The organism is Streptomyces sp. NPDC059080 (assembly GCF_042739975.1).
GTDB lineage: Bacteria > Actinomycetota > Actinomycetes > Streptomycetales > Streptomycetaceae > Streptomyces > Streptomyces benahoarensis.
Map to the genome: position 1 here is coordinate 226,999 of NZ_JBHYGX010000006.1, position 26,026 is coordinate 253,024.

The 26,026-nt window shown below is 70.1% G+C and carries 21 protein-coding genes; 13 read left to right on the forward strand and 8 right to left on the reverse strand.

Annotated features, from left to right (window positions below):
• The first annotated feature begins 280 nt into the window (after positions 1–280).
• From ACFWWQ_RS07280 to ACFWWQ_RS07300, 5 genes are all read left to right on the forward strand, one after another.
• Positions 281–1,906: an ABC transporter substrate-binding protein gene (locus tag ACFWWQ_RS07280; RefSeq protein WP_384591516.1), complete on the forward strand. Its 1,626-nt coding sequence runs from the start codon at positions 281–283 to the stop codon at positions 1,904–1,906.
• Between the two features lie 179 nt (positions 1,907–2,085).
• Positions 2,086–3,009: an ABC transporter permease gene (locus ACFWWQ_RS07285; protein ID WP_384591519.1), complete on the forward strand. Its 924-nt coding sequence runs from the start codon at positions 2,086–2,088 to the stop codon at positions 3,007–3,009.
• A complete protein-coding gene (locus tag ACFWWQ_RS07290) occupies positions 3,002–3,946 on the forward strand; it encodes an ABC transporter permease (protein ID WP_384591521.1) in 945 nt (314 codons plus the stop codon). Before ACFWWQ_RS07285 ends, ACFWWQ_RS07290 begins: the two co-directional genes overlap by 8 nt.
• Before the next feature lie 11 nt (positions 3,947–3,957).
• Positions 3,958–4,995 carry an ABC transporter ATP-binding protein gene (locus tag ACFWWQ_RS07295; RefSeq protein ID WP_384591524.1) on the forward strand — a complete coding sequence of 346 codons (1,038 nt, stop codon included), beginning with the start codon at positions 3,958–3,960 and terminating at the stop codon, positions 4,993–4,995.
• Positions 4,988–6,049 carry an ABC transporter ATP-binding protein gene (locus ACFWWQ_RS07300; protein WP_384591527.1) on the forward strand — a complete coding sequence of 354 codons (1,062 nt, stop codon included), beginning with the start codon at positions 4,988–4,990 and terminating at the stop codon, positions 6,047–6,049. Before ACFWWQ_RS07295 ends, ACFWWQ_RS07300 begins: the two co-directional genes overlap by 8 nt.
• 61 nt (positions 6,050–6,110) lie before the next feature.
• On the opposite strand, the gene ACFWWQ_RS07305 is transcribed toward ACFWWQ_RS07300, so the two are convergent.
• The gene (locus tag ACFWWQ_RS07305; protein WP_384591530.1) at positions 6,111–6,803 is read right to left on the reverse strand and encodes a class I SAM-dependent methyltransferase; all 693 of its coding nucleotides are present in this window, start codon (positions 6,801–6,803) and stop codon (positions 6,111–6,113) included.
• 368 nt (positions 6,804–7,171) lie between these two features.
• Here ACFWWQ_RS07305 and ACFWWQ_RS07310 point away from each other — a divergent pair, with 368 nt between their 5' ends.
• From ACFWWQ_RS07310 to ACFWWQ_RS07330, 5 genes are read left to right on the forward strand one after another with little or no spacing between them, the layout of a single operon-like run.
• Positions 7,172–8,800, forward strand: a complete 1,629-nt coding sequence (locus ACFWWQ_RS07310; protein ID WP_384591533.1) for an ABC transporter substrate-binding protein — start codon at positions 7,172–7,174, stop codon at positions 8,798–8,800.
• A 19-nt stretch (positions 8,801–8,819) separates the two neighbouring features.
• A complete protein-coding gene (locus ACFWWQ_RS07315; RefSeq protein WP_384591536.1) occupies positions 8,820–9,743 on the forward strand; it encodes an ABC transporter permease in 924 nt (307 codons plus the stop codon).
• Positions 9,736–10,710 (forward strand): ABC transporter permease, encoded by a 975-nt coding sequence (locus ACFWWQ_RS07320; protein ID WP_384591539.1) that lies wholly within the window; start codon positions 9,736–9,738, stop codon positions 10,708–10,710. Before ACFWWQ_RS07315 ends, ACFWWQ_RS07320 begins: the two co-directional genes overlap by 8 nt.
• An 11-nt stretch (positions 10,711–10,721) precedes the next feature.
• A complete protein-coding gene (locus ACFWWQ_RS07325) occupies positions 10,722–11,762 on the forward strand; it encodes an ABC transporter ATP-binding protein (protein WP_384591542.1) in 1,041 nt (346 codons plus the stop codon).
• On the forward strand, positions 11,749–12,942 hold the full coding sequence (locus ACFWWQ_RS07330) for an ABC transporter ATP-binding protein (RefSeq protein ID WP_384591545.1): 1,194 nt from the start codon (positions 11,749–11,751) through the stop codon (positions 12,940–12,942). Before ACFWWQ_RS07325 ends, ACFWWQ_RS07330 begins: the two co-directional genes overlap by 14 nt.
• Positions 12,943–12,965: 23 nt before the next feature.
• On the opposite strand, the gene ACFWWQ_RS07335 is transcribed toward ACFWWQ_RS07330, so the two are convergent.
• From ACFWWQ_RS07335 to ACFWWQ_RS07365, 7 genes are all read right to left on the reverse strand, one after another.
• Positions 12,966–14,285 (reverse strand): SUKH-4 family immunity protein, encoded by a 1,320-nt coding sequence (locus ACFWWQ_RS07335; RefSeq protein WP_384591548.1) that lies wholly within the window; start codon positions 14,283–14,285, stop codon positions 12,966–12,968.
• Between the two features lie 209 nt (positions 14,286–14,494).
• On the reverse strand, positions 14,495–15,652 hold the full coding sequence (locus ACFWWQ_RS07340; RefSeq protein WP_384591551.1) for an ABC transporter ATP-binding protein: 1,158 nt from the start codon (positions 15,650–15,652) through the stop codon (positions 14,495–14,497).
• A 12-nt stretch (positions 15,653–15,664) separates the two neighbouring features.
• Positions 15,665–16,726: an ABC transporter ATP-binding protein gene (locus tag ACFWWQ_RS07345; protein WP_384591554.1), complete on the reverse strand. Its 1,062-nt coding sequence runs from the start codon at positions 16,724–16,726 to the stop codon at positions 15,665–15,667.
• A gap of 11 nt (positions 16,727–16,737) precedes the next feature.
• On the reverse strand, positions 16,738–17,709 hold the full coding sequence (locus ACFWWQ_RS07350) for an ABC transporter permease (protein ID WP_384591558.1): 972 nt from the start codon (positions 17,707–17,709) through the stop codon (positions 16,738–16,740).
• A 114-nt stretch (positions 17,710–17,823) separates the two neighbouring features.
• The gene (locus tag ACFWWQ_RS07355; protein WP_384591561.1) at positions 17,824–19,623 is read right to left on the reverse strand and encodes an ABC transporter substrate-binding protein; all 1,800 of its coding nucleotides are present in this window, start codon (positions 19,621–19,623) and stop codon (positions 17,824–17,826) included.
• A gap of 101 nt (positions 19,624–19,724) precedes the next feature.
• A complete protein-coding gene (locus ACFWWQ_RS07360) occupies positions 19,725–20,759 on the reverse strand; it encodes an ABC transporter permease (protein WP_384591564.1) in 1,035 nt (344 codons plus the stop codon).
• Between the two features lie 360 nt (positions 20,760–21,119).
• The gene (locus tag ACFWWQ_RS07365; RefSeq protein ID WP_384591567.1) at positions 21,120–23,327 is read right to left on the reverse strand and encodes a prolyl oligopeptidase family serine peptidase; all 2,208 of its coding nucleotides are present in this window, start codon (positions 23,325–23,327) and stop codon (positions 21,120–21,122) included.
• Between the two features lie 274 nt (positions 23,328–23,601).
• Here ACFWWQ_RS07365 and ACFWWQ_RS07370 point away from each other — a divergent pair, with 274 nt between their 5' ends.
• The 3 genes from ACFWWQ_RS07370 (at position 23,602) to ACFWWQ_RS07380 (ending at position 25,500) form a co-directional block, all read left to right on the forward strand.
• Entirely contained in the window at positions 23,602–23,796 is a 195-nt protein-coding gene (locus tag ACFWWQ_RS07370) for a hypothetical protein (protein WP_030287173.1), read from the forward strand.
• 259 nt (positions 23,797–24,055) lie between these two features.
• Positions 24,056–25,027 carry an N-acetyl-1-D-myo-inositol-2-amino-2-deoxy-alpha-D-glucopyranoside deacetylase gene (mshB, locus tag ACFWWQ_RS07375; protein WP_384591571.1) on the forward strand — a complete coding sequence of 324 codons (972 nt, stop codon included), beginning with the start codon at positions 24,056–24,058 and terminating at the stop codon, positions 25,025–25,027.
• Positions 25,024–25,500, forward strand: coding sequence for a DUF6113 family protein (locus ACFWWQ_RS07380; RefSeq protein WP_384591574.1), 477 nt, complete (start codon positions 25,024–25,026; stop codon positions 25,498–25,500). Before mshB ends, ACFWWQ_RS07380 begins: the two co-directional genes overlap by 4 nt.
• Positions 25,501–26,026: the final 526 nt, after the last annotated feature.

Consider the following 26,026-nt stretch of genomic DNA (forward strand, 5'->3'; position numbering starts at 1 on the left):
GACGTTGCCCACCTCGTCCCTTTCCTGCACGTGTGGATAGTTTGCTTTGTCCGAATTTCGAACTCTCTCAACGGAAGATGTGATCTGATCGAGACCCTTTACGCGTGGTTTATGGCCGGAACGTGACTGAGACTGGGCGGTATTGAGCTCGGGTCAATGGGTCACGCGCCGTAAGAAGCGCCGACTCACGAGCATCGGGGGCTGGTTGTGGACTGTCAGGGGTGTCAGTCGCGCCGGCTCCTTTCCATATCGAGAAATGGACTCATGAGGAGGCAATCCCATGCGCGGTGCCAAAAGCGCCACCTGGGTCGCAGGAGCGATAGTCGTGGCCCTGGGGGCCACGGCCTGTGGCGGCGGCAGCAGTGCGAGCGCCGAAACCGGCGTCGTCCGGGCCAACTGGGGTGACCCGCAGAACCCGTTGGAGCCCGCCAACACCAACGAGGTGCTCGGCGGCAAGGTCCTCGACATGATCTTCAGCAACCTGAAGAGCTACGACCCGAAGACCGGCGAGGCCAAGAACGACGTCGCGCAGTCCATCGACACCAAGGACCAGCAGACCTTCACCATCAAGGTGAAGAAGGGTGAGAAGTTCTCCAACGGCGAGCCTGTGACGGCCCGTTCGTTCGTCGACGCCTGGAACTACGGCGCGCTGAGCACCAACGCCCAGAAGAACTCGTACTTCTTCGCCGACATCCAGGGCTACGACAAGGTCGCGCCCGCCGAGGGCAAGCCGACCGCGAAGACCCTCTCCGGCCTCAAGGCCGTCGACGAGCACACCTTCACCGTCACGCTGAACGAGAAGATGTCGACCTGGCCGCTGCGCCTGGGCTACAAGGCGTTCGCGCCGCTGCCCAAGACGTTCTTCAGCGACCACGACGGCTACCTCGCCAAGCCCGTCGGCAACGGCCCGTACGCCGTGGACGCGTACGACAAGGGCAAGCAGATGAAGCTCGTCCCCAACACGCACTACACCGGGGCCGACAAGCCGCAGAACAAGGGCGTGCTGCTCAAGGTCTACACCGACTCCAACGCCGCCTACGCGGACCTGCAGTCCGGCAACCTCGACGTCGACGACGACGTGCCCGCCGAGCAGATCCGCAACGCCAAGTCGGACCTGAAGGGCAATTACCTTTCGCAGCCGGCCGGGATGAACCAGGTCATCACCTTCCCGCTGTACAAGGACGACTGGAACAAGCCGGGCATGGAGAAGGTCCGCAAGGGCCTGTCCATGGCGATCGACCGCAAGGCGATCACCGACAAGGTCTACAACGGCACCCGCACCCCCGCCACCGACCTGACCTCGCCCGTCCTCGGCGTCGCCAACGGCTACAGCAAGGACGTCTGCGGCGACACCTGCACGTACGACCCCGCCCAGGCGAAGAAGCTGATCAAGGAGGGCGGCGGCCTTCCCGGCGGGAAGATGACCATCAGCTACAACGCCGACAAGGACTCCCACAAGCAGTGGGTGGACGCCGTCTGCAACAGCATCAACTCCGTGCTGGGCGACGACAAGGCGTGCGTCGGCAACCCCGTCGGCACCTTCGGTGACTTCCGCAACCAGATCACCAAGCAGGAGATGACCCAGCCGTTCCGCGCCGGCTGGCAGATGGACTACCCGCAGATCGAGAACTTCCTGACCCCGCTGTACGCGACCGGCGGCGCCTCCAACGACGCCAAGTTCAGCGACCCGAAGTTCGACGCGCTGCTGAAGAAGGCCGGCGCCGAAGGGGACGTCAAGAAGGCCACCGACCTCTACAAGCAGGCCGAGAAGATCGTCCTCGACCAGGTCGTCAGCATCCCGCTCTGGTACCAGAACGGCACCGCCGGCTGGTCCGAGCACGTCTCCGGCGTCCAGCTGAACGCCTTCAGCCTCCCGGTCTTCACCCAGATCAAGGTCAAGGGCTGACCCGACGCGGCCGCCTCTGAGGAGGCCGGCGGGCACCCGCCCGCCGGCCCCTCGGGGCATGGCCCCGCGCGCGAGAACACACCCGCTCACGGCGGCAGGAGCAGCCGGACACGCCCGCGACCACCCGGTCCCGGACGCGGTCCCGGCCGCCCCCGCGTCGGCGCTTTACTGGAGGACACATGGGGCGCTACGTCATCCGACGCCTGCTCCAGATGGTGCCCGTCTTCATCGGCACCACTTTCTTGATCTTCGTCATGGTCTACGCACTCGGCGACCCCGTCGCCGCGATGTTCGGAGACCGGACGCCCGATCCGGCCACCGCCGCCCAGATCCGGGAATCCCTGCACCTGAACGACCCGCTCTGGAGCCAGTACCTCCAGTACATGGCCGGCATCTTCCGCGGCGACTTCGGCACCGCCTTCAACGGCACGCCCGTCGCCGAACTGATGGGCTCGGCCTTCCCCAACACCATCAAGCTGACGCTGATGGCCTTCGCCATCGAGGTCGTCGTCGGCGTCGGTCTCGGCATCGTCGCCGGGATGCGCCGCGGCCGCCTCGCCGACACCGGCGTGCTGGTCTTCACCCTGCTGGTGATCTCCATCCCGACGTTCGTCACCGGCTATCTGCTCCAGTACTTCATCGGCGTGAAGCTCGCCTGGGCCGCCCCCGCGGTCTCCAACGACGTGGCCTTCGGTGAACTGCTGCTGCCCGGCATCGTGCTGGCCGGCGTCTCCCTCGCGTACGTCGCCCGGCTCACCCGTACGTCGATCGCCGAGAACATCCGCTCCGACTACATCCGCACCGCCACTGCCAAGGGCCTGCCCCGGCGCCGCGTCGTCGGCGTACACCTGCTGCGCAACTCGCTGATCCCCGTGATCACCTTCCTCGGCACCGACATCGGCGCCCTGATGGGCGGCGCGATCGTCACCGAGCGGATCTTCAACATCCAGGGCGTCGGCTACCAGCTCTACCAGGGCATCCTGCGGCAGAACGCGCCCACCGTCGTCGGCTTCGTGACCATCCTCGTGGTCGTCTTCCTCGCCGCCAACCTGATCGTCGACCTGCTCTACGCGGTCCTGGACCCGAGGATCCGTTATGCCTGAGATCACCGAACAGGCCCCCGCGACCGCCGACGGAACGGCCCCCGCGACCGCCGACGGAACGGCTCCCGCGGCAGCCCCCGAGGCGGCGGCCGCGCCGCGTAGCCTGTGGGGCGACGCCTGGCGGGACCTGCGCCGCAACCCGGTCTTCTACCTCTCCGCCGTTCTCATCCTCTTCCTGGTCGTCCTCTCGATCTGGCCGAGCCTGCTGACCGGCACCAGCCCCTACGCCTGCGACCTCGGCCGCTCCCAGCAGGGCCCGGCCCCGGGCCACCCCTTCGGCTTCACCACCCAGGGCTGCGATGTGTACGCCCGCACGGTGTACGGGGCCCGCGCCTCCGTCGTCGTCGGCATCTGCACCACCCTCCTCGCCGCCGTCCTCGGCTGCGTCTTCGGCGGGCTCGCCGGGTTCTTCGGCGGCTGGTGGGACGCGGTGCTCTCGCGGATCGGCGACATCTTCTTCGGCATCCCCGTCCTGCTCGGCGGCATCGTCTTCCTCTCCGTCATCAAGGGCGGCTCGATCTTCACCGTCGTGCTGCTGATGGCGATCCTGGGCTGGCCGCAGATCGCCCGCATCGCGCGCTCCGCGGTCATCTCTGCCAAGCAGCAGGACTATGTGCAGGCGGCCCGCGCCCTCGGCGCGAGCACCCCGCGGATGCTGCTGCGGCACATCGCCCCCAACGCCCTCGCGCCGGTGATCGTCGTGGCCACCATCGCGCTCGGTACGTACATCTCGCTGGAGGCGACGCTGTCGTTCCTCGGCGTCGGCCTCAAGCCGCCGACGGTCTCCTGGGGCATCGACATCTCGTCCGCCGCCACCCAGATCCGCAACGCGCCGCACATGCTGCTGTGGCCGGCCGGGGCGCTGAGCATCACGGTGCTGGCGTTCATCATGCTCGGCGACGCGGTCCGCGACGCCCTCGACCCCAAGCTGCGCTGAGGGAGGCGTACATGACCACCACCGAGAAGAAGCAGGCCGTCCCCGCGCCGCGCGCCGGGCAGCAGGCGGACACCCCGCTGCTCCAGGTCCGCGATCTGCACGTCGAATTCCACACCCGCGACGGTGTCGTCAAGGCCGTCAACGGCGTCAACTACAGCGTGTCGGCGGGCGAGACGCTGGCCGTGCTCGGCGAGTCCGGGTCCGGCAAGTCCGTCACCGCCCAGGCCATCATGGGCATCCTCGACATGCCCCCGGCGAAGATCCCGCGCGGCGAGATCCGCTTCCGCGGCGAGGACATGCTCACGATGTCCGCCGACGCCCGCCGCCGGCTGCGCGGCGCCAAGATCGCCATGATCTTCCAGGACGCGCTCTCCTCGCTGAACCCGGTGCTGACCGTCGGCTACCAGCTCGCCGAGATGTTCCGCGTCCACCAGGGTCTGTCCAAAAAGGCGGCGCTGGCCAAGGCCGTCGAGCTGATGGACCGCGTCAAGATCCCCGCCGCGAAGAGCCGGGCGGGCGACTTCCCGCACCAGTTCTCCGGCGGGATGCGCCAGCGCATCATGATCGCGATGGCGCTGGCCCTGGAGCCGGACCTGATCATCGCGGACGAGCCGACCACAGCCCTCGACGTCACCGTCCAGGCCCAGGTCATGGACCTCCTTGCGGAGTTGCAGGCCGAGTACCACATGGGTCTCATCCTCATCACCCACGACCTGGGCGTCGTCGCGGACGTCGCCGACAAGATCGCGGTGATGTACGCGGGCCGCATCGTCGAGACCGCCCCCGTCCACGAGCTGTACAAGAACCCGGCGCACCCGTACACCCGCGGTCTGCTGGACTCCATCCCGCGCCTGGACCACAAGGGCCAGGAGCTGTACGCGATCAAGGGCCTGCCGCCCAACCTCCTGAACGTCCCGCAGGGCTGTGCCTTCCACCCGCGCTGCCCCAAGGCGCAGGACCTCTGCCGTACGGACACCCCGACGCTGCACACCCTCGGCGAAGGCCGCCGCAGCGCCTGCCACTTCTGGAAGGAGACGGTCAATGGCTGAGCCGGACAAGGCGGTTGCCGCGGACGGCCGCGAGCCGATCCTCCAGGTCCGCGGACTCGTCAAGCACTTCCCGCTCACCCGGGGCGTGCTGGTGAAGAAGCAGGTCGGCGCGGTCAAGGCCGTCGACGGCGTCTCCTTCGACCTCTACCGGGGCGAAACCCTCGGTATTGTGGGGGAGTCGGGCTGCGGCAAATCGACCGTCGCCAAGCTGCTGATGAACCTGGAACGGGCCACCGCCGGTGAGGTCTTCTACCGCGGCGAGGACATCACCAAGCTGTCGGGGCGCGCGCTGAAGGCGGTGCGCCGCAACATCCAGATGGTGTTCCAGGACCCGTACACCTCGCTGAACCCGCGGATGACCGTCGGCGACATCATCGGCGAGCCCTTCGAGATCCACCCCGAGGTGGCGCCCAAGGGCGACCGACGGCGCAAGGTGCAGGAACTCCTCGACGTCGTCGGGCTCAACCCGGAGTACCTCAACCGCTATCCGCACCAGTTCTCCGGCGGCCAGCGCCAGCGCATCGGCATCGCCCGCGGCCTCGCGCTCAACCCGGAGATCATCATCTGCGACGAGCCGGTCTCCGCGCTCGACGTCTCCGTCCAGGCGCAGGTCGTCAACCTGATGGCCCGGCTCCAGCAGGAGTACGACCTCAGCTACCTCTTCATCGCCCACGACCTGTCGATCGTCCGGCACATCTCCGACCGGGTCGGCGTGATGTACCTGGGGCGGATGGCCGAGATCGGCACCGACGAGCAGATCTACGACCACCCCACGCACCCCTACACCCAGGCGCTGCTGTCGGCGGTGCCGGTGCCCGACCCCGAGGCGCGCGAGGGCCGCGACCGGATCATCCTCACCGGCGATGTGCCGTCCCCGGCCGACCCGCCCTCCGGCTGCCGCTTCCGCACTCGCTGCTGGAAGGCCGAGGAGCGCTGCGCGACCGAGACGCCGGAGCTGGCGGTACCGGCCCGCTTCCGCGACGAGGCGTCCCCGGCGGCCCACCCGTCCGCCTGCCACTTCGCGGAGGTCCGGGACGTGGTGGGCGCGGCGTAGGCCCGTCGCGTACGGCTTCGGGCCGGGGTCCGCGAACGCGCGGGGCCCGGCCCGTTCCCGTTCAGTCGTCGTGCGGGACGGCCCGGACCCAGGTGCGGTCGGCGGTGAGGTAGCAGTCGACCGCGAGTCCGGCGCGCTCCAGGGCCGCGTCGAACGCCTCGTCGGTCAGCGGGCAGGACAGGAACGTCTGCGTCCAGCGGGCGTCGGCGAAGTCGTACTCGACGTGCACCGAGCGCACGCCCGGGCGCACCGGCTCGGAGGAGACCACCCGGATCAGCCCGCCGTCGACGCGGCGCTCGGACGGGACGCGGTCGTGCCGGTCGGGCGCCTCACGCTGGATGAGCACGCAGCCGTCGTCCTTCACATGGCGGCGGCAGGTCGCCAGCATCCCCTCGCGCACGCCCGGACCCGCGGCGTGGACGAGGAACGAGGCGAGCAGGACGACGTCGAACCGGGCGTCCAGGGACAGTTCCTCGATGGCGCTGCGGACCGTTCCGGCGCCGCTGATACGTTCCAGCATCTGCGGGGACTCGTCCACAGCGGTGACGGCGAAGCCGCGGTGGACCAGCGGATGCGTCATCCGCCCGGCCCCCGAGCCCAGTTCGAGAATGCTGGACGCCGGGCGCACCGCGCCCTCGATGATGTCCGGCTCCTCGCCCGCGGGCAGCCGTTCGTACAGCTCGACCGCACAGCCGTCCGGGGTGATCGCCCCCGGCCCACTGCCCTCGTATCCCTCGCGCACCCTGTGTTCCATGGCCACATGCCAACACAGCGCCACCGGAGGCGAAAGGGGCCTTTCCGGACAGGGCGGGCTGCGCTCCGGAGTGCGCGGGGGCGTAGGCGGACGCGCGCGGACGGTGCCGGGAGCGGCGGGCCCGGGGCGGCCGGTTCGCCCGCCCGGCCCACGGGGCCAGGGGCCGGGCGGGTGCCGGGGGAGGCGGATCCGGAGGCGCGGGGTGCGCCCGGCCGGCGTCCGTACACCCGATCGGCCCGCCGCCCGGCCGCCGTGCACAGGGGCGGATTCCGCGCCCCATGGAGCAATGCGTCCCGCCGCCGGAGTGCAGCGCACCCCGCTTTGGGCTCTTATGTCGTTTACGTGGCCTGAGAGCTGAGGAGGCGCCCATGCGTGGAGCCGAACGCGCGAAGTGGGTCGTATGCGCGGTGTCCGTCGCCCTGGCGGCGACCGCCTGCGGGGGCGGGGTCGACACCCGCGGCTCGGGCGCCTCCGGAATCGTCAGCTCCTCCTGGGGGGACCCGCAGAACCCCCTCGAACCGGCCAACACCAACGAGGTCCAGGGCGGCAAGGTCCTGGAGATGATCTTCCGGGGGCTCAAGCGGTACAACCCGAAGACCGGCGCGGCGGAGAACGTGCTCGCCGCATCGATCGACACGACCGACTCCCGGCATTTCACCGTCACCCTGAAGCCCGGCTGGACCTTCAGCAACGGCGAAAAGGTCACCGCGAAATCGTTCGTGGACGCCTGGAACTATGGTGCACTGCTCGACAACAGGCAGAAGAACGCGCCGTTCTTCGAGTACATCGAGGGGTTCGACGCCGTCCACCCGGAGAGCGGAAAAGCGACGGCGAAAACCCTCTCCGGCCTCAAGGTCGTCAGCCCCACGAAATTCACCGTCGCGCTGAACCAGAAATTCTCCAGCTGGCCCGACACTCTCGGTTACAACGCCTTCATGCCGCTGCCGCAGACGTTCTTCACCCATCACGACGCCTGGGTGAAGAAACCCATCGGCAACGGCCCGTACGTCGTGGACTCCTACGTCAAGGGCTCCGCGATGAAACTGCGGAAGTGGGAGAAGTACCCAGGCGCCGACAAGGCCCACAACGGCGGAATCGACCTTCAGGTCTACACCGACAACAACACCGCCTACACCGATCTCCAGGCGGGCAACCTCGACCTCGTCGACGACATTCCCGTCACCCAGCTCAAGAACGTCCACGCCGACCTCGGCGGCCGCTACATCAACCAGCCCGCGGGCATCATCCAGACCCTCGCCTTCCCGATATACGACAAGAGCTGGAACAAAAAAGGAGGCGACAAGCTCCGCCGCGGTATTTCGATGGCCATCGACCGCGCCTCGATCACCAAGGAAATCTTCCAGAACACCCGCACCCCCGCCACCGACTGGACCTCACCCGTCCTCGGCGCCAAGGGCGGATTCCAGGAGGGGGTCTGCGGCGAAGCCTGCGAATTCAACGCCGCCAAGGCGAAAGCGATGGTCAAGGAGGGCGGCGGGCTCCCCGGCGGCCATATGACCATCGCCTACAACGCCGACACCGGCTCCCACAAGGACTGGGTCGATGCGATCTGCAACAGCATCAACAACGCCCTCGACAACGACAAGGCATGCGTCGGCTCCCCCGTCGGCACCTTCGCCGACTTCCGCAACCGCATCACCTCCGCCAAGATGACGGGCCCTTTCCGCGCCGGCTGGCAGATGGACTACCCGCTCATCCAGAACTTCCTCCAGCCGATGTACTACTCCAAGGCGTCCTCCAACGACGGCAAATACAGCAACCCGAAGTTCGACAAACTCATCAACGAGGCGAACGCCGCCACCGACCGCAAGGCGGCCATTGCCACATTCCAGGACGCCGAGCGGATCCTCGCCAAGGACATGCCGTCCATTCCGCTCTGGTACCAGAACGGCAGCGGCGGCTACTCCGACCGGATCGCCCATGTGGCGCTGAACCCCCTCAGCGTCCCCGTCTACAACGAGATCACGGTCCACTGACCCAGAACCCGGAGCCCTCATGGGACGCTATGTGATCCGGCGACTGCTCCAGATGATCCCGGTGTTCATCGGCAGCACGCTCCTGATCTTCCTCATGGTGTACGCGCTGGGCGACCCGGTGGCCGCACTCTTCGGCGACCGGGCACCCGACCCGGCCACCGCCGCCCAGATCCGCGCCGACCTCTACCTCGACCAGCCGCTGTGGAAGCAGTATCTGCACTACATGACGCAGATCTTCCAGGGGAATTTCGGCATCGCTTTCAACGGCCAGCCCGTCACCGAACTCATGGCCGCCGCCTTTCCCGTCACCCTGCGGCTCACCCTCGTCGCCATCGTCATCGAAATGGTCGTCGGCATCGTCCTCGGCGTCTTCAGCGGACTGCGGCGCGGCCGCACCGTCGACACCACCGTGCTGATCTTCACCCTCGTCGTGGTCTCCATCCCCACCTTCGTCAGCGGCTACGTCCTGCAATTCCTGCTCGGCGTGAAAGGGAACTGGGTCAAACCCGCCGTCTCCACCGGGGCCCCGCTCGGCGAACTCCTGCTCCCCGGACTCGTCCTGGCGCTGGTCTCCCTCGCCTACGTCACCCGGCTCACCCGCACCTCCCTCGCGGAGAACGCCCGCGCCGACTACGTCCGCACCGCCGTCGCCAAGGGGCTGCCGCGCCACCGCGTCATCACCCGCCACTTGCTGCGCAACTCGCTGATCCCGGTGGTCACCTTCATCGGCACCGACATCGGCGCGCTCATGGGCGGCGCCATCGTCACCGAGCGCATCTTCAACATCCACGGCGTCGGATTCCAGCTCTACCAGGGCATCCTGCGCCAGAACTCGCCCACCGTCGTCGGCTTCGTGACCATCCTCGTGCTGGTCTTCCTCGTCGCCAACCTCCTCGTCGACCTGCTCTACGCCGTCCTCGACCCGAGGATCCGCTATGCCTGACCCCTACGCGCCCAAAGAGGCCATTACCCACGGCGGCGGCGGGCCCGCCGCGCTCGCCATCGGCGAGGCCGAATCGCTGGAGCGGCCCCCCGGCGCCGGACCCGGCGGGGCCCCCACCGGCAAACCCCGCAGTCTGTGGAGCGACGCCTGGCACGACCTGCGCCGCAACCCGGTCTTCCTGATCTCCGCGCTGACCATCCTGTTCCTGCTGGTCATCGCGGTCTGGCCGCAGCTGATCGCGGACGGCAACCCGTACCGCGCCGACCTCGCCAAGGCCCAGGCGGGACCGGAGCCCGGCCACCCCTTCGGTTACGACACCCAGGGCCGCGACGTCTACACCCGCGTCGTCTACGGTGCCCGCGCCTCCATCACCGTCGGCGTCTGCGCCACCGCCGGGGCAGCCCTTCTCGGCAGCCTCCTCGGCGGGCTCGCCGGGTTCTTCGGCGGCTGGTGGGACGCGCTGCTCTCCCGGATCGCCGACATCTTCTTCGGCATCCCCGTCATCCTCGGCGGCCTGGTCTTCCTCTCCGTCGTCACCAGCTCCACCGTCTGGCCGGTCGTCGGCTTCATCGTGCTGCTCGGCTGGCCGCAGATCGCCCGCATCGCCCGCGGCGCCGTCGTCACCGCCAAACAGAACGACTACGTCCAGGCGGCCCGCGCCCTCGGCGCCGGGAACGGCCGCACCCTGCTGCGGCATATCGCCCCCAACGCCGTCGCCCCGGTCATCGTCGTCGCGACCATCGCCCTGGGCACCTACATCTCGCTGGAGGCGACGCTGTCGTTCCTCGGCGCCGGGCTGAAGCCGCCCACCGTCTCCTGGGGCATCGACATCTCCGCCGCCTCCCCCTCCATCCGCAACGCGCCGCACATGCTGCTGTGGCCGGCGGGGGCGCTGAGCATCACGGTGCTGGCGTTCATCATGCTCGGCGACGCGGTCCGCGACGCCCTCGACCCCAAACTGCGCTGAGGAGCGGGCAGATGACCAGCAACGACAGAGTCACCGCGCCCCGCCCCGAGACCACCGGCACGGACGGGCCGCCGCTCCTCGACGTCCGCGACCTGAAGGTGGAGTTCCGCACCCGCGACGGCTTCGCCCAGGCCGTCAACGGCGTCAGCTACCGCGTCGTCGCCGGGCAGACCCTCGCCGTCCTCGGCGAATCCGGGTCCGGCAAGTCCGTCACCGCCCAGGCGATCATGGGCATCCTCGACTCGCCACCCGGCTTCGTCACCGGCGGAGAGATCCGCTTCCAGGGCCGTGACCTGCTCACTCTCGGCCGGGAGGAACGCCGCCGGGTCCGCGGTACCGGCATGGCGATGATCTTCCAGGACGCGCTCTCCGCGCTGAACCCGGTGATGTCCGTCGGCGCCCAGCTCGGCGAGATGTTCCAGGTCCACCGCGGTATGTCCCGCAAGGCGGCCCGCGCCGAGGCCGTCGAGCTGATGGACCGCGTCAAGATCCCCGCCGCGAAGAGCCGGGCCGGTGACTATCCGCACCAGTTCTCCGGCGGGATGCGCCAGCGCATCATGATCGCGATGGCGCTGGCCCTGGAGCCGGACCTGATCATCGCGGACGAGCCGACGACGGCCCTCGACGTCACCGTCCAGGCCCAGGTCATGGACCTCCTCGCGGAACTCCAGCGCGAGTACCACATGGGCCTCATCCTCATCACCCACGACCTGGGTGTCGTCGCGGACGTCGCCGACACCATCGCCGTCATGTACGCCGGACGCATCGTCGAGAACGCCCCCGTCCACCACCTCTACCGGGCCCCCGCCCACCCCTACACCCGCGGCCTGCTGGACTCCATCCCGCGCCTGGACCACAAGGGCCAGGAGCTGTACGCGATCAAGGGCCTGCCGCCCAACCTGACCGCCATCCCGCCCGGCTGCCCCTTCCACCCCCGCTGCCCGCTCGCCCAGGACATCTGCCGCACCGACCGGCCCCCGCTGTACGACGTGGCCCCGGGCCGCACCAGCGCCTGCCACTTCTGGAAGGAGACGCTCGATGGAGCCCGATGACCGCCGGACCCCCGACGCCACCAGCCCGCCGGGAGGCCCCGCCCGGAGCGTCGTGGGCGGGGGAGTGGCGGGAGCGGCGGCGGCCCGCCCGGCGGCCGCGGTTCCGGCGGTGGACGGCGGGGCCGGCGGGGCCGGCGGGCGGGCCGCCCGCGGCGAGCCGGTGCTGGAGATCCGGGGGCTCGTCAAGCACTTCCCGCTCACCCGGGGCGTGCTGGTGAAGAAGCAGGTCGGCGCGGTCAAGGCCGTCGACGGTGTCTCCTTCGACCTCCGGCGCGGCGAAACCCTCGGCATCGTGGGGGAGTCGGGGTGCGGCAAGTCGACAGTCGCCAAGCTGCTGGTCGGCCTGGAACGCCCCACCGCCGGGGAGATCCGCTACCGCGGCGAGGACATCACCAAGCTCTCCGGCCGCGCCCTGAAGGCCGTCCGCCGCAACATCCAGATGGTGTTCCAGGACCCGTACACCTCGCTGAACCCCCGGATGACGGTCGGCGACATCATCGGCGAGCCGTACGACATCCACCCGGAGGTCGCGCCGAAGGGCGACCGGCGGCGCCGGGTGCAGGAACTGCTGGACGTCGTCGGGCTCAACCCGGAGTACCTCAACCGCTATCCGCACCAGTTCTCCGGCGGGCAGCGCCAGCGCATCGGCATCGCCCGCGGGCTCGCGCTGCGCCCCGAGATCATCGTCGCCGACGAACCCGTCTCCGCCCTCGACGTCTCCGTCCAGGCGCAGGTCGTCAACCTCCTGGCGAAGCTCCAGAACACCTTCGGCCTCAGCTATGTCTTCATCGCCCACGACCTCTCCGTGGTCCGGCACATCTCCGACCGCGTCGCCGTGATGTACCTCGGCAGGATCGTCGAATCCGGCACCGACGAGCAGATCTACGACCACCCCACGCACCCCTACACCCAGGCGCTGCTGTCGGCGGTGCCGGTGCCCGACCCCGAGGCGCGCGAGAGCCGGACCCGGATCCTGCTCGCCGGGGATGTGCCGTCCCCGGTGGACCCGCCCTCCGGCTGCCCTTTCCGCACCCGCTGCTGGAAGGCCCAGGAGCTGTGCGCGGAGAAGGTCCCGCCGCTCGACGTCCCACCGCGCTTCGCCACCCCGGACGCGGGCCCGGCGGCCCACCCGTCGGCCTGCCACTTCGCGGAGGAACGGCAGGTCGTGCCCGGCGACTGAGCCCCGGCCGGCCGACGGCCCCGTCAGTAGCCGTACACCCCCAACTCCGTGATCGTGGCGAAGAGATGGGACCAGACGGCGTGCGACGGCGCCTCCTCGTCCAGGGCCCGCGGGTCCAGCTCCGCCATCCGGAACGCGTAGTCGTACTCCGCGCCCGTCTCCTCCGGGTACGGGTCCCAACTCGCGCCCATGTAGCGGCGCATGGACTCCAGGAACAGCGCGAACGTCTCGGCGTCCCGGGAGAGGAAGAACGGCGGGTGGACGGTATCGCCGTCGGTGTGGCGCAGGCGTATCCCGCCGGTGGCGCGGTGCACGCAGACCGTGCCCGTCTCGTCGTACCGCAGCTCGAACGTGCCCAGGACCAGCAGCTCGGGGTCCTCCGGCAGCGGCCGCAGCGCATCGGCGGCGGCGAAGGAGGCGACACCTCCGGCCCACCAGGCGGGCAGACCCACGTCCCGCAGGAACGCCCGGGTGGGGCCGTGCTCCAGGGCGGCGGGCAGCTCGGCCTCCGGCATGCGCCGCACGCCGTCGGGGCCGAAGGCGTCGTCCATCCGCGCGGCGGTGAGCGGGCCGTCGTCGTCCGGGGTGTCCAGCCCGCCCGGGCTGCCGTCCTCGGCGGAGGCGTACGACGCGCCGCCGGCCGGCCAGCCCCTCAGCACGGCGGCGTCGGCCCGCAGCACGGCGACGCCCCGCGCCTCCTGGAGGAGATACCGGCCCCGGGTGTCCAGCGGCTCGGGCTCCGCCCAGGTGGGCGGCACCGCCAGTGCGGGATCCTCGTCGTCCGTGCCGAAGAGGTGGGGAAGCTCGTCGTCGGCGACGCGCAGCCGCTCCGCCGCGCCCGCGGGCGGCGCCGCCACCGGCGCACCGGAGGCGAGGTCGAACCAGCGGCCCGGGCACCACATGCCGGACACCTCCAGCAGCTCCCGGCCCTCGTGGACGCATGCCGCCGCACTGCTGTCGCCGCTGAGATTGGGGTGCGCCGTGTAGTGGCCCACCGGGCGCCACCAGGCCCACTCCGTGCGCCACGGCATTCCGGGCTCGGCGGCCGCGACCTGCTCGGCGTACGCGGTGTGCCCCAGCACCGTGGCGGCGAAGTGCAGCCAGGACGCGAACTCGGCGCGCGCCACCGCCGCCCCGCCGAATATGGCCTCGGCCTGGCGGAACACGGTCCGGCCGTCCTCCGCGGCGGCGCTGCCGCGCGGCAGCGACGACAGCTGCTCGCGGACCTCCGCGCGATCGGCGCGGAGCAGCTGGGCGGGGTCGGCGAGAACGGCGTCGAGCGTGGCGTCCGGGAGCGGCGTCCCGGATGACTTCTCGGCCGCGTGCGGCGTATCGGTCGGCATGCGGAAATACTCGCACCCACCACTGACAATCCGGCCGTGAGCGGACGACGGACCCGCCCGGCTGCCCACACCCACCGCCCTTACCCCGTAAGGGACTTCACCCCGAACCCGCAAGGGACCCCGGCCCCGAAAAGGCCGAAGCCCGCCTCCCGTGGATCTGGGGTGTGGGAAGCGGGCTCCGGCTCCGAGCGGAGGCTGTTGAGACCGGGTCAAAGGGTCTTGCCGGAGGAACCGGCGTCGTCCGCCGGGCCCTCCTGCGATGCCTCCTCGATCGCGGCCAGTGCGGGGTCGAGGATGATGTCCTCACCCCGCGCCGCGATCGTCGGCTCCTCGGGGAAGTGGCAGGCCGTCAGGTGGCCCGCGTCGTTCCCGGTGATCTGGAGCAGCGGCGGCTCCTCCGTCGCGCACTTGTCCTGCGCCTTCCAGCACCGCGTACGGAACCGGCAGCCGGACGGCGGGTTGACCGGCGAGGGCACGTCACCGGCGAGCCGGATCCGCTGCTTCTCCTCCTCGGCCGCCTCGGTGAACTTCGCCTCCGGCACCGCCGACAGCAGCGCATGGGTGTACGGGTGGCGCGGCCGGGTGTAGATCTCGTCGCGGGTGCCGACCTCGACGATCTTGCCGAGGTACATCACCGCGACCCGCTGGCTGAAGTGCCGGACCACCGCCAGGTCGTGGGCGATGAACAGGAACGCGATGCCCAGCTCCCGCTGGAGGTCCTGGAGGAGGTTGACGACCTGCGCCTGGATGGAGACGTCCAGCGCCGAGACCGGTTCGTCGGCGACGATCAGCTTCGGCTCCAGGGCGAGCGCCCGCGCCACGCCGATGCGCTGGCGCTGGCCGCCGGAGAACTCGTGCGGGAAGCGGTTGTAGTGCTCCGGGTTGAGGCCGACGGTCTCCAGCAGCTCCCGGATCCGCTTCTCGCGGCCGCCGGGCGGGTTGATCCCGTTGATCTCCATCGGGCCGCCGATGATGGTGCCGACGGTCTGCCGCGGGTTCAGCGACGCGTACGGGTCCTGGAAGATCATCTGGATCTCGGAGCGGACCGGCGCCAGCTCCTTGCGTTTGGCGCGGGTGATGTCCTGCCCGGCGTAGGTGATCTTGCCGGAGGTCGGCTCCATCAGGCGGGTCAGCAGCCGGCCGGTGGTCGACTTGCCGCAGCCCGACTCGCCGACCAGGCCGAAGCTCTCGCCCGCGTGCACGGTCAGATCGACGCCGTCGACCGCCTGGACCGCGCCGACCTTCCGCTTGAACGGGAAGCCGCCGTAGATCGGGAAGTGCTTGGTGATGCCCTCGGCGACGAGCAGCGGTTCGCCCGTCGCGGGCGCGGCGTCCCGGGGCGAGGGGAGGGTGACGTTGTCTGTCATGGTGATGGCTCCCTAGCCCAGCCGGGGCTTGATCTGCTCGGTGAAGAAGGTCTGGCGCTGCTCCGCGCCGAGGTGGCAGGCGGCGGCCCGCCCGTCCGGCAGCGCCGGGCGCTTCTCGGTGCACAGCCCCCCGGCGACCTCGGTGGTGAAGGTGCAGCGCGGGTGGAACGCGCAGCCCGACGGCGGGTTCAGCAGGCTCGGCGGCGACCCGGGGATCGGGTGCAGCGCCTCGTTGACGTCCGAGGACAGCCGCGGCATGGAGCTGAGCAGGCCCCAGGTGTACGGGTGCTGCGGCCGCGTCAGGATCTCCTTGACGGAGCCGCGCTCCACGGCCCGGCCCGCGTACATCACCAGCAGGTCGTCGGCGGTGTCGGCGACCACACCGAGGTCGTGGGTGATCAGGATGATCGCGGAGCCGAACTCCTGCTGGAGGTCCTTGAGGAGGTCGAGGATCTGCGCCTGGACGGTGACGTCCAGCGCGGTCGTCGGCTCGTCCGCGATCAGCAGTTCGGGGTTGCAGACCAGCGCCATCGCGATCATCGCGCGCTGGCGCATACCGCCGGAGAACTGGTGCGGGTAGTCGTCCACCCGCAGGTTCGGCTGCGGGATGCCGACCTTGGTCAGCATCTCGATGGCGCGCTGGCGGCCCTCGCGCTTGGAGGCGCCGGTGTGCTTGATGTACGGCTCGGCGATCTGCCGCCCGACCGTGTAGTACGGCGACAGCGCGGTCAGCGCGTCCTGGAAGATCATCGCCATCTTGTTGCCGCGGAGCTTCTCCAGGGTTTTCTCCCGGGCTCCGGTCAGCTGCTGGCCTTCCAGGTGGATCTCGCCGCTGATCTCCGTCGACTTGGGGTTGTGCAGCCCCAGGACGGCGAGGTTGGTGACGGACTTGCCGGAGCCCGACTCGCCGACGATGCCGAGGGTCTGGCCGCGTTCCAGGTCGAAGGAGAGGCCGTCGACCGCCTTGACGATGCCGTCCTCCGTGGAGAACCGCACGTGCAGGTCGCGCACGGAGAGGAAGGGGTCAGAACCGGTCGGGGCCGGTGTGCCTTCGGTCGTGGGGAGTGTGGTCACTTCAGGCTCTCCTAGGACAGGCGCACGCGCGGGTCGATGAAGGCGTAGGCCGCGTCCACGATGATGTTGAACATCAGGATCAGGGCGGCGCTGAAGAGCATCACGCCCAGCACCATGGGCAGATCGAGGGTGATGACCGAGTCGATCGCCAGCCGGCCGATACCGGCGAGCGAGAAGGTGAACTCGGTGATCATGGCACCGCCGAACAGCGAGCTGAGGTCCATGCCGAGGATGGTGACGATGGGGATCAGCGAACCGCGCCAGGCGTAGCGGAGGAAGACGTAACGCGCCGGCATGCCCTTCGCCTTGGCGGTGCGGACGTGCTCCTCCTGGAGCTGCTCGATCATCGTCGAGCGGGACATACGGGTGTACTGCGCGGTGAAGATCGTCGACATCACCAGCCACGGCAGCAGCAGGCCCATGAACCAGCCGGCCGGGTTGCTGGTCAGGTCCACGTACTTCGGGGAGTCCATCACGCCGCTGTAGACGAAGATGCCCAGGACGATGGGGCCGAGGATGTAGATCTGCACCGAGCTGAGGATCATCGAGACGCTGGTGACGGCCTTGTCCAGGAAGGTACCGCGCTTCCACGCGGCGAGCAGACCGGCACCGATGCCGATGACGAGGAACGCGACGGCACCGCCGAAGGCCAGCGAGGCGGTGGTGGGCAGCCGGTCCACCATCGTCGCCCAGACGTCCTGCTTGGTGGCGAACGAGTAGCCGAAGCAGGGGGCGCTGCAGTGCCCGAGGCTGTAGTCACGGCCGACGAAGATGCCGGACAGGAAGTCCCAGTACTGCGTCGGCAGGGGCTTGTCGAGGCCCAGGTTCTGGTGGATCAGGGCGATGTTGTCGGCGGTGCAGTTCTTGCCGCAGGACATCAGGGCCGGGTCGCCGACCGCGAAGAACACGAAGAAGGTGACGGCGCTCAGCAGGATGAGGGTGACGATCGCGCCGAACGTCCGGCGAAATAGAAAGGGAAGCATGACAGTTCGCTGCTCTCAGGACGGCGGCGGCTGTGGGCGATGAGGGTGGCGGAGAAGGCCCCGGAGAGCGCGCGCTCCGCCGTGCGCGCGCCCTCCGGAGTGCCTTCCGGTCGCTTACTTCTTGAGGAAGAGCGTGTTCGGGTCGATGTAGCTGACGTCGCTGTTGTAGCGGGCGCCGCCGATGTTCGAGCCGTAGAGCTGGAGCATCTTCGTGTAGAAGACCGGGGCTGCCGGGTTGATCTTCTCCACGATGTACTGGTGCAGCTTCTGCCACTCCTCGGTCGCCTTCTTCGCGTCAGCGATCTTGCTGATGCGGGCGATCTCGGCGTTCACGTGCTTGTCGTTGATGTGCGAGTAGACCGACGAGCCGTCCTGGATGAGGGTGCCGTCGTACGACGGCGGGATCACCGTGGAGGCGTCCGGCCAGTCCTGGCCCCAGCCGGTCATGTAGATGTCGAAGCCGTTGTCGACCTTGCTCATCTGCTGGTACCAGGAGGCCGCGTCGACCTCCTTCTTCTGCACATCGAACCCGGCGTTCTTCAGCGCGTCCTCGATGAGGACGGCCTCCTTCTGGCGCGTCTCGGTGTTGGAGTAGGCGTAGACGAGCTTCATGCCCTTCTTGCCCGCCTCCTTCAGCAGCTTCGCGGCCTTCTCCGGCTCACCGTTGGGGTGCGACAGCTTGCCGTAGGGGTCGTAGCCCTTCTTGTAGCCCGCGACGGTGGGGGCGAGCAGACCGCCCGCGACCTCGCCGCCGTAGCTGCCGCCGTTGACCCGGACGATCTGGGAGCTGGGCAGCGCGTAGGTGATGGCGTCACGGATCCGCTTGTCCTTGATGCGGTCCATGTTGAAGTTCATCTGCCACACGTAGGGCTGGTAGCCCTGCACCAGGCGCTTGCTGGCGCTGGGGTTGTCCAGCACCTGCTTGGTCGTCGTCGGCTCGACCGGGTTGGTGAAGCTGATGGCGCTCTTGGCCTCACCCTGGTCGGCCATCAGCCGCTTGGTGGAGTCCGACGGCTGGTGGTTGAAGGTGATGTTGTACCCGTCCGGGTACTGGTGCCGCATCGCGTCGGTCTTGGGGTCCCAGTTGGTGTTGCGCACCAGCTGCATGGACTTGCCGGCCTTGAACGACGCGATCTTGTACGGGCCGGAGGTGACCGGCTTGACGTCGTAGTTGTCCTTGGTGTCCTTGGCGCCGTCCGGGACCGCGCTGTAGCCCGGCATGGTCAGCGCGTACGGCAGCTGCGACTGGGGCTGCTTGAAGTGGAAGACGATGGTCTTCTCGTCCGGGGTGTCCAGGACGGTCTTCGGCAGGTGGTCGCCCTTGTACGGGCCGTCCGGCAGCGCCTTGCGGTACGTGGTGCCGCTGCCCGACAGCCACTGCTGGATGTAGGTGGGGCCCTCGGCGATGAACTTCGCGTAGGTGCGCTCGATGGTGTGGCGGATGTCCTTCGAGGTGATCGGCGTGCCGTCCTCGAACTTGACGCCGTCCTTGAGCGTGTACTTCCAGGTCCTGCCGCCGTCGGACATCTGCCCGGCGTCGGTGGCGAGGTCGCCGACGACCTTCTGCTTGCCGCTGTCGTCCTGCTGGAAGCTGGTGAGCCCGCGGAAGATCAGCTGCGACAGCGCCTTCATGTCGCTGACGTACATCTGCGCCGGGTCCAGGTGGTTGAAGCTGTCACGCTGGTAGACGCGGATGGTGCCGCCGGACCTGGCGCCCTTGACCTCCTTGGCCGGGCCGGTCGAGTCGGCCGCGGTGCCGAGGGGGACGGCGTCCGCCTGCGACGCCGCGTCGGCGTCGGTCTGGGACTTGTCCTTGCCGTTGCCGCTGCCGGCGCTGCATCCGGTGAGCGCGAGCGAACCGGCTGCCAGCGCCACTATGGCCGCGCGTGCTCTGCGCGTGGAGAGTGCGTTCATGAGGTCAAGCACCTGCCTGTCAGTTGGTGTCCCGATGTGCTGTCGGACGCATCCGGTGGGAACCGGGGCGGGGGCGACAGCGGCCCCCCTCAAGAGGACGATCAGCGCCCGGATTTGGGGTCGAAGGCGTCCCGGACCGAGTCCCCGAGCAGGTTGAAACAGAGGACGAAGATGACCATCGCGGCGCCCGGGAAGAGCAGGAAGGTCGGGTCGCTCTCGTAGATGTTGCCCGCGGTGCGGAAGAGGCGGCCCCAGTCCGGGGTCGGCTCCATGATGCCGACGCCGAGGTAGGACAGGCCCGCCTCCGCCGTCACGAACAGCGGGAGCATGTAGGTGCTCTGGACCAGGATCGGAGTGACCACGTTCGGCAGCAGTTCCTTGCGGATGATCCGCCAGGGCGAGGCGCCGGTGATCTTCGCCGCCTCCACGAACTCGCGCTCACGGAGCGAGAGGACCTGGCCGCGCAGGAGTCGCGCCAGGCCCATCCAGCCCAGCGCCCACTGGACGAGGATCAGCGCCACCACACGGATGTACGTGGGGGTCTCGTCGCCCGGCGGCACGAAGAGGGCCACGACGACGGGCATGAACGCCACGAACGTCAGCTGGCTGGGGAAGGCGAGCAGGAAGTCGATGAGCCGGCCGAGCCAGTAATCGGTGCGCCCGCCGAGGTATCCGGCGGTGACGCCCAGGATGGTGCCGGTGATGACCACCAGAATCGTTACGGCGACCGAGATGCCCAGCGAGGTCCGCATGCCGTACAGCAGCTGGGTGAACAGGTCGCGGCCCAGCTGGGGCTCGACGCCGAACCAGAAGTCGGCGGAGACACCGCCGTTCGGACCCGACGGGAAGCCGAACTCGTCGAGGAGGTTCGGGTCGCTGTTGGAGTAGAACGTGTAAGGGTCCTTGCCGTACAGCGACGCGATGACGGGGGCCAGCGCCGAGACGACGAAGAACGCCAGGACGATGACGGCGCAGATCACGCCGGTGCGGTCCCGCTTGAACCGCGCCCACATCAGTTGGCCGGGGGAACGGCCGACGAGCTCACCGCCCTTGCGGTCCTTCTCCTTCTTCAGACCCTCCGGCTCCAGCCCTGAGGTATCGGACTGTGCAGCCGCGGTCTGGGATGGACTAGTCATCGCGAAGTGCCCCCGCGCCGAGTTCTCTTGGAACATGAAGCGGCACCGGTCGCACCGCTGGATGAGCGGACTTTCGCAAGTGATTTATGGCGGAGTCAAGGGGATCGGGTGCGCTGATGCGCAGGTCGTCCGCTTCTTGAGCGAAGATTGCGCAGATCGACGCCAGGGCGTGCTTGACACCCTCCGGAGATGTACGGAATAACGGACATAAGGCGTTCAATTGCCGTAATGCGATGGCGACTTGGCCGTCACATCACCGATATACGGACGTGCCTTGCTGAACTGCGTACGGCCGTGTGGATGCCACGGACCGGCCGGGGGCGAACAGCCACCCCGGCCGGAGCCCGTATGCCGTGCCCGTCAGTCCGCGTCGCGGAGGCCCAGCGACCGCTTCAGGAAGTCCACCTGGAGCAGGAGCAGGTTCTCCGCCACCTGCTCCTGCGGCGTCATGTGCGTCACCCCGGACAGCGGCAGCACCTCGTGCGGACGGCCCGCCGCCAGCAGCGCGGAGGAGAGCCGCAGGGAGTGCGCCACCACGACGTTGTCGTCCGCCAGCCCGTGGATGATCATCATCGGCCGGTGCGGCTCCCGCGCCCCGGACAGCCCCTCGTCCGTGAGCAGCGAGTTCGCCGCGTACACCGACGGTTCCTCGTCCGGGTGGCCGAGATACCGCTCCTGGTAGTGGGTGTCGTACAGCCGTAGATCGGTGACCGGGGCGCCGACCACCGCCGCGTGGAAGACGTCCGGGCGGCGCAGCGCGGCCAGCCCCGCGAGGTAGCCGCCGAACGACCAGCCGCGGATCGCGACCCGGGTCAGGTCCAGTGGGAAGCGCTCGGCGAGCGCCTGGAGGGCGTCCACCTGGTCCTGGAGCGCCACCTCCGCGACCTGCCGGGATACCGCCTTCTCCCAGGCGGGGGAGCGTCCCGGGGTCCCCCTGCCGTCCGCGACGATCACCGCGAAGCCCTGGTTCGCAAACCACTGCGACGTCAGATGGGCGTGGTGCGCCGCGACCACCCGCTGGCCGTGCGGCCCGCCGTACGGGTCCAGCAGCACCGGCAGCGGACCGTCGCCCTCCGTGTGGCCGTCCGGCAGCAGCACCGCGCACGGAATCTCCCGCTCCCCGGCGAGAACCAGCCGCGGCCGCGCCGTCAGCACCGGCTCCTGCGCGTACGAGCCGATCGCCGCGACGGTCTCCTCGGCGCCGTCCGCGCCCAGCCGCACCACCTCGACCCGGGCTCCGGGCCGCTCCAGGCACGCCTGCGACAGCACCACCACGTCGCCGCCGCGCACCGCCGACGTCACCGTCGGGTACGGCCGGGCGCCGACCCGCTCCGGGACCGCCGGGCCGTCGCCGCGGTGGCGTACACGGTGGACGCCGATGTCGTGCATCTCCGGGCCGCTCGCCGCGAACAGGATGTCGTTCTCGCCGATGTCCAGCACCGCGCGGACATGCAGCGGCGCCGCCGTCAGCGCCCGGTCCCCGGCGAACAGCCGCCGCGCGCCGGGCTCCGCACCGTCTGCGCTCTCCGGGGTATCCGTGATCCGCACGAGCCGCCCGTCCGGCGTCCACGCCGGGACGCCCGGGAACAGCTCGTTCCACACCGGGTCCGTCTCCTCGTGCACCGTGCGCGTCGCGCCGGTCTCCGGATCGACCGCCAGATAACGCTGGGTGCGCTGGTCGCGGCTCTGGACGAGCAGCAGCGGCGGGCCCGCCGCCGACCAGTGCACCCGCGCGACATAGGGGAACCGCTCGCGGTCCCATGCCACGTCCGTCCGGGAGCCGTCGAGACCCACGAAGGCCAGCGTCACCCCGGCGTTGGGGGTGCCCGCCGCCGGGTACGCGACCTCGGCGGGCTTGCGGTCCGGGTGCGCCGGGTCGGCGATCCACCAGCGGCGCACCGGAGCGGTGTCGACCCGCGCCACCAGCAGCCGGTCGCTCTCCGGTGACCACCAGAAGCCGCGGTGGCGGCCCATCTCCTCCGCGGCGATGAACTCCGCGAGCCCCCAGGTCACCTCGGGTCCGTCCGGAGTGGCCAACGCCCGGTCACCGCCACCGACGCCGCCGTCCGCGCCCTCGCCGCCGTCGGCCGGCACCACCCGCAGCGCGCCGTCCGCGACGTACGCCACGTACCGGCCGTCGGGGGAGGGGCGCGGGTCCACCACCGTGCCCGTGGCGGGGAGTTCGCGTGCGGTCCCGGCCCGCAGCTCGGCGACGAACAGGCGGCCCGACAGCGCGAACGCCGCCACCTCGACCGCCGCGTCCACGGCGTAGCCGACGATGCCCGCCGAGCCGTCCCGGGTGCGCTCCCGGCGGGCCCGTTCGGTCGCCGACAGCTCCTCCTCGGCACCGGACAGCAGGGCGAGCGGATCGGCGGCGGTGAACTCCCGGCCCTCGGCGACGTCGAGGACCCAAAGTCGCTGGGTCCGGTCGGTGCCGGAGCCGGAGCGGAGGAAGACGACGCGGTCGCCGTCCGGGGAGACGGTGTAGCCGCGCGGCGCGCCCAGCGTGAAGCGTTGCGTACGGGCGTGCTGGCGCGGAAAGGGCACAGAGGCAGGCTGTCCGGTCATGGGCCCGAGCCTATGGCGTACGCCCGGCCCGTGGACGGAACTTGGGATACCGCCCGGCCGGCGGCCGGAAAGCCAGCCGTCGCACCAGCGAATCCGGCGTGCGCCCCTCGTCTGCTCCCGTGCACCGACATGTGCGCGCGTCCGGAAAGTTATGATCCCTTGCGCGTAGTGAGTGCGGGGTAAAGAGCCCTTTGCATTCCCGGGAGTTGAGCCGCGACGGCGGTTTCGCCCCCTCATATCTGTCCGGTCCGTGCGTACTTGGAGGTGAACCGCCGTGGCACTCTCGATTTCGGCGGTGGTGCTGCTGGCGATCATCGTCTTCTTGCTGGTCAAGAAGGCCGGGCTGAAGGGCGGGCATGCGTTTGTGTGCATGCTGCTGGGCTTCTATCTCGCCAGCTCGTCCGTGGCCCCGACGATCAAGCAGCTGACGACGAACGTCGCCGGGATGCTCGGGGGTATCAAATTCTGACGTACAGCGCGTAGGGCCTGCGACACCACGCCCGCGCCGCCCGCCCGGCCCCCGGACCACGCCCCGGGGACCGGGCGGCGGCATGTCCGCCCCCGGGTGGGTGCCGCGGCGCGGGCGTACGAGGTGCGCCCGGGCGCGGTCGGGCGTGGCCGGTGCCGTGCCACCGGTTACGTGGCCGGTGCCGTGGCCGCCGGTTACGGGCGCCGTGGCCGCCGGGCGCGTGTGCCGGGCGTGGGCCCCGGCCTCGTAGGCTGTTCCCATGACGGAGCCCGCCCCCACCCCGCCCGCGCGCCCCGGCGCCGACCGGCCCCGCCGTCTGCTGCTGGTGCACGCGCACCCGGACGACGAGTCCATCAACAACGGCGTCACGATGGCCAGGTATGCCGCCGAGGGCGCCCACGTCACGCTCGTGACCTGCACCCGCGGCGAGGAGGGCGAGGTCATCCCGCCCGGGCTGGCGCATCTGGCGCCCGACCGGGACGACGCGCTCGGCCCGTACCGCGTCGGGGAGCTGGCCGACGCGATGGCCGCGCTCGGCGTCGCCGACCACCGCTTCCTGGGCGGTGCGGGACGCTACCGCGACTCCGGGATGAGGGGCGCCCCGCAGAACGACCGCCCCGGCGCCTTCTGGGCGGCGCCGCTCGACGAGGCGGCCGCCCCTCTCGTCGCCGTCGTCCGCGAGGTCCGCCCGCAGGTCCTGGTCACCTACGACCCGGACGGCGGCTACGGCCACCCCGACCACATCCAGGCGCACCGCGTCGCGATGCGCGCGGCGGAGCTGGCCGCCGACGGCGCGTTCCGGCCGGACCTCGGCGCACCGTGTGCGATCGAAAAGATCTACTGGAACTGCAGCCCCCGCTCGGAGGTCGAGAAGGGCTTCGCGGCCCTGCGCGCCGCGGGCCGCCCCTTCCCCGGCATCGCCGCCGTCGACGACGTCCCCGGCGTCGTGGCGGACGGTGAGGTCACCGCGGAGATCGCGGGCGAGGCGGCGCACCGCGCGGCGAAGACCGCCGCGATGCGGGCGCACGCCACCCAGATCGCGGTCGACGGCCCGTTCTTCGCCCTCTCCAACGACCTCGGGCAGCCGCTCTTCGGCACCGAGTACTACCGGCTCGTCCAGGGCACGGCCGCCCCGGCGGCGGACGGCCGCGAGCACGACCTCTTCGCGGGCCTCTCCGACGGCCCCACGGGCGCGCATCTCACCGACGGCCACCAGGAGGCGGGCGCATGAGCGCGGAGAAGAAGAACGGCACTCCCCGGACACGGGCGGGTGGTTCCGGCGCGCGCCCCGCGGGCGGCGGCGGGGGCGGCGCCGCGGCGGCGATGGCCCGGCCGGTGACGCCGGGCCGGATCGCGCTGTACGTCCTGCTGCTGGTCGGCGGGGTGCTGGTCGCGCCCGCCGGGGCGCTGCTCCAGGCCGCGTGGTTCCCCGGCGGACTGCTGCTGTCGCTGGCCGGTCTCACCGGTCTGCTGTACGGCGGCGGCCGGGCCACCGAGACCGTCTCCGGGGTGCTGGTGCCGGGCGCCGCCTGGCTGGTCACCGTCTTCCTGCTGCTGGGCACCGCCCGTCCGGAGGGTGACTTCCTCTTCGGCGCCGGGCTCGGCTCGTACCTCTTCCTGCTGGGCGGGGTCCTGGTGGCTGTGATCTGTACCACCGTGGCGCAGCGGCGGGCGCTGGGCGCACCGCCCGGCCGGGCCGCCTGATGACGGGCCCCATACCCGCGCATAAGCCGTAGCGCACGGGGCGAATCGGCCACGCGCCGGGGGTTCGCCCGTCGTCGTGGTCTTCCCGTGCTCTTCGGGTACCCCTGTGCGGCGGCCAGTATGGTGGTGCGCGCCGCCGCGCCGCCCTCGGGGCGCCTCCCCGGTCCTAGGGCCTGTTGTCAAACTCCCGTCTGCCGCGCGACGCCTGGCACGCCCTCCGGGCGGACGACGGGAGTATGACGCCGGACCCTGGGCCCGGGATCAACTCTGACGAGCGGCGGAGCCAACCGGGAGAACCTGCTTTGAGTCGTGAATCTGACAGTTCGTCCTCCGGCCACCAGGGCCGGGGTAACGCCGTCTACCCCTCAGGAACGCCGCCATACGGCACCCCCAGGGGAGAAGGCGAGGCGGCGACCGGTGCCGCCGCGCAGCCGGAGGAGCAGAAGACCGAGACCACGCTGACGACGCGGATCAAAATCAACATTCCGGGCTCGCGGCCCATCCCGCCCGTCGTTGTGCGCAAGCC

What these genes read in the sequence shown, in the direction of transcription:
- ACFWWQ_RS07335 (WP_384591548.1), bottom strand. Translation starts at nt 14,285, where the DNA reads ATGCCGACCGATACGCCGCACGCGGCCGAGAAGTCATCCGGGACGCCG.
- ACFWWQ_RS07330 (WP_384591545.1), top strand. Translation starts at nt 11,749, where the DNA reads ATGGAGCCCGATGACCGCCGGACCCCCGACGCCACCAGCCCGCCGGGA.
- ACFWWQ_RS07365 (WP_384591567.1), bottom strand. Translation starts at nt 23,327, where the DNA reads ATGACCGGACAGCCTGCCTCTGTGCCCTTTCCGCGCCAGCACGCCCGT.
- ACFWWQ_RS07360 (WP_384591564.1), bottom strand. Translation starts at nt 20,759, where the DNA reads ATGACTAGTCCATCCCAGACCGCGGCTGCACAGTCCGATACCTCAGGG.
- ACFWWQ_RS07315 (WP_384591536.1), top strand. Translation starts at nt 8,820, where the DNA reads ATGGGACGCTATGTGATCCGGCGACTGCTCCAGATGATCCCGGTGTTC.
- ACFWWQ_RS07355 (WP_384591561.1), bottom strand. Translation starts at nt 19,623, where the DNA reads ATGAACGCACTCTCCACGCGCAGAGCACGCGCGGCCATAGTGGCGCTG.
- ACFWWQ_RS07350 (WP_384591558.1), bottom strand. Translation starts at nt 17,709, where the DNA reads ATGCTTCCCTTTCTATTTCGCCGGACGTTCGGCGCGATCGTCACCCTC.
- ACFWWQ_RS07310 (WP_384591533.1), top strand. Translation starts at nt 7,172, where the DNA reads ATGCGTGGAGCCGAACGCGCGAAGTGGGTCGTATGCGCGGTGTCCGTC.
- ACFWWQ_RS07280 (WP_384591516.1), top strand. Translation starts at nt 281, where the DNA reads ATGCGCGGTGCCAAAAGCGCCACCTGGGTCGCAGGAGCGATAGTCGTG.
- ACFWWQ_RS07325 (WP_384591542.1), top strand. Translation starts at nt 10,722, where the DNA reads ATGACCAGCAACGACAGAGTCACCGCGCCCCGCCCCGAGACCACCGGC.
- ACFWWQ_RS07300 (WP_384591527.1), top strand. Translation starts at nt 4,988, where the DNA reads ATGGCTGAGCCGGACAAGGCGGTTGCCGCGGACGGCCGCGAGCCGATC.
- ACFWWQ_RS07290 (WP_384591521.1), top strand. Translation starts at nt 3,002, where the DNA reads ATGCCTGAGATCACCGAACAGGCCCCCGCGACCGCCGACGGAACGGCC.
- ACFWWQ_RS07305 (WP_384591530.1), bottom strand. Translation starts at nt 6,803, where the DNA reads ATGGAACACAGGGTGCGCGAGGGATACGAGGGCAGTGGGCCGGGGGCG.
- ACFWWQ_RS07340 (WP_384591551.1), bottom strand. Translation starts at nt 15,652, where the DNA reads ATGACAGACAACGTCACCCTCCCCTCGCCCCGGGACGCCGCGCCCGCG.
- ACFWWQ_RS07285 (WP_384591519.1), top strand. Translation starts at nt 2,086, where the DNA reads ATGGGGCGCTACGTCATCCGACGCCTGCTCCAGATGGTGCCCGTCTTC.
- ACFWWQ_RS07295 (WP_384591524.1), top strand. Translation starts at nt 3,958, where the DNA reads ATGACCACCACCGAGAAGAAGCAGGCCGTCCCCGCGCCGCGCGCCGGG.
- ACFWWQ_RS07320 (WP_384591539.1), top strand. Translation starts at nt 9,736, where the DNA reads ATGCCTGACCCCTACGCGCCCAAAGAGGCCATTACCCACGGCGGCGGC.
- ACFWWQ_RS07380 (WP_384591574.1), top strand. Translation starts at nt 25,024, where the DNA reads ATGAGCGCGGAGAAGAAGAACGGCACTCCCCGGACACGGGCGGGTGGT.
- mshB (WP_384591571.1), top strand. Translation starts at nt 24,056, where the DNA reads ATGACGGAGCCCGCCCCCACCCCGCCCGCGCGCCCCGGCGCCGACCGG.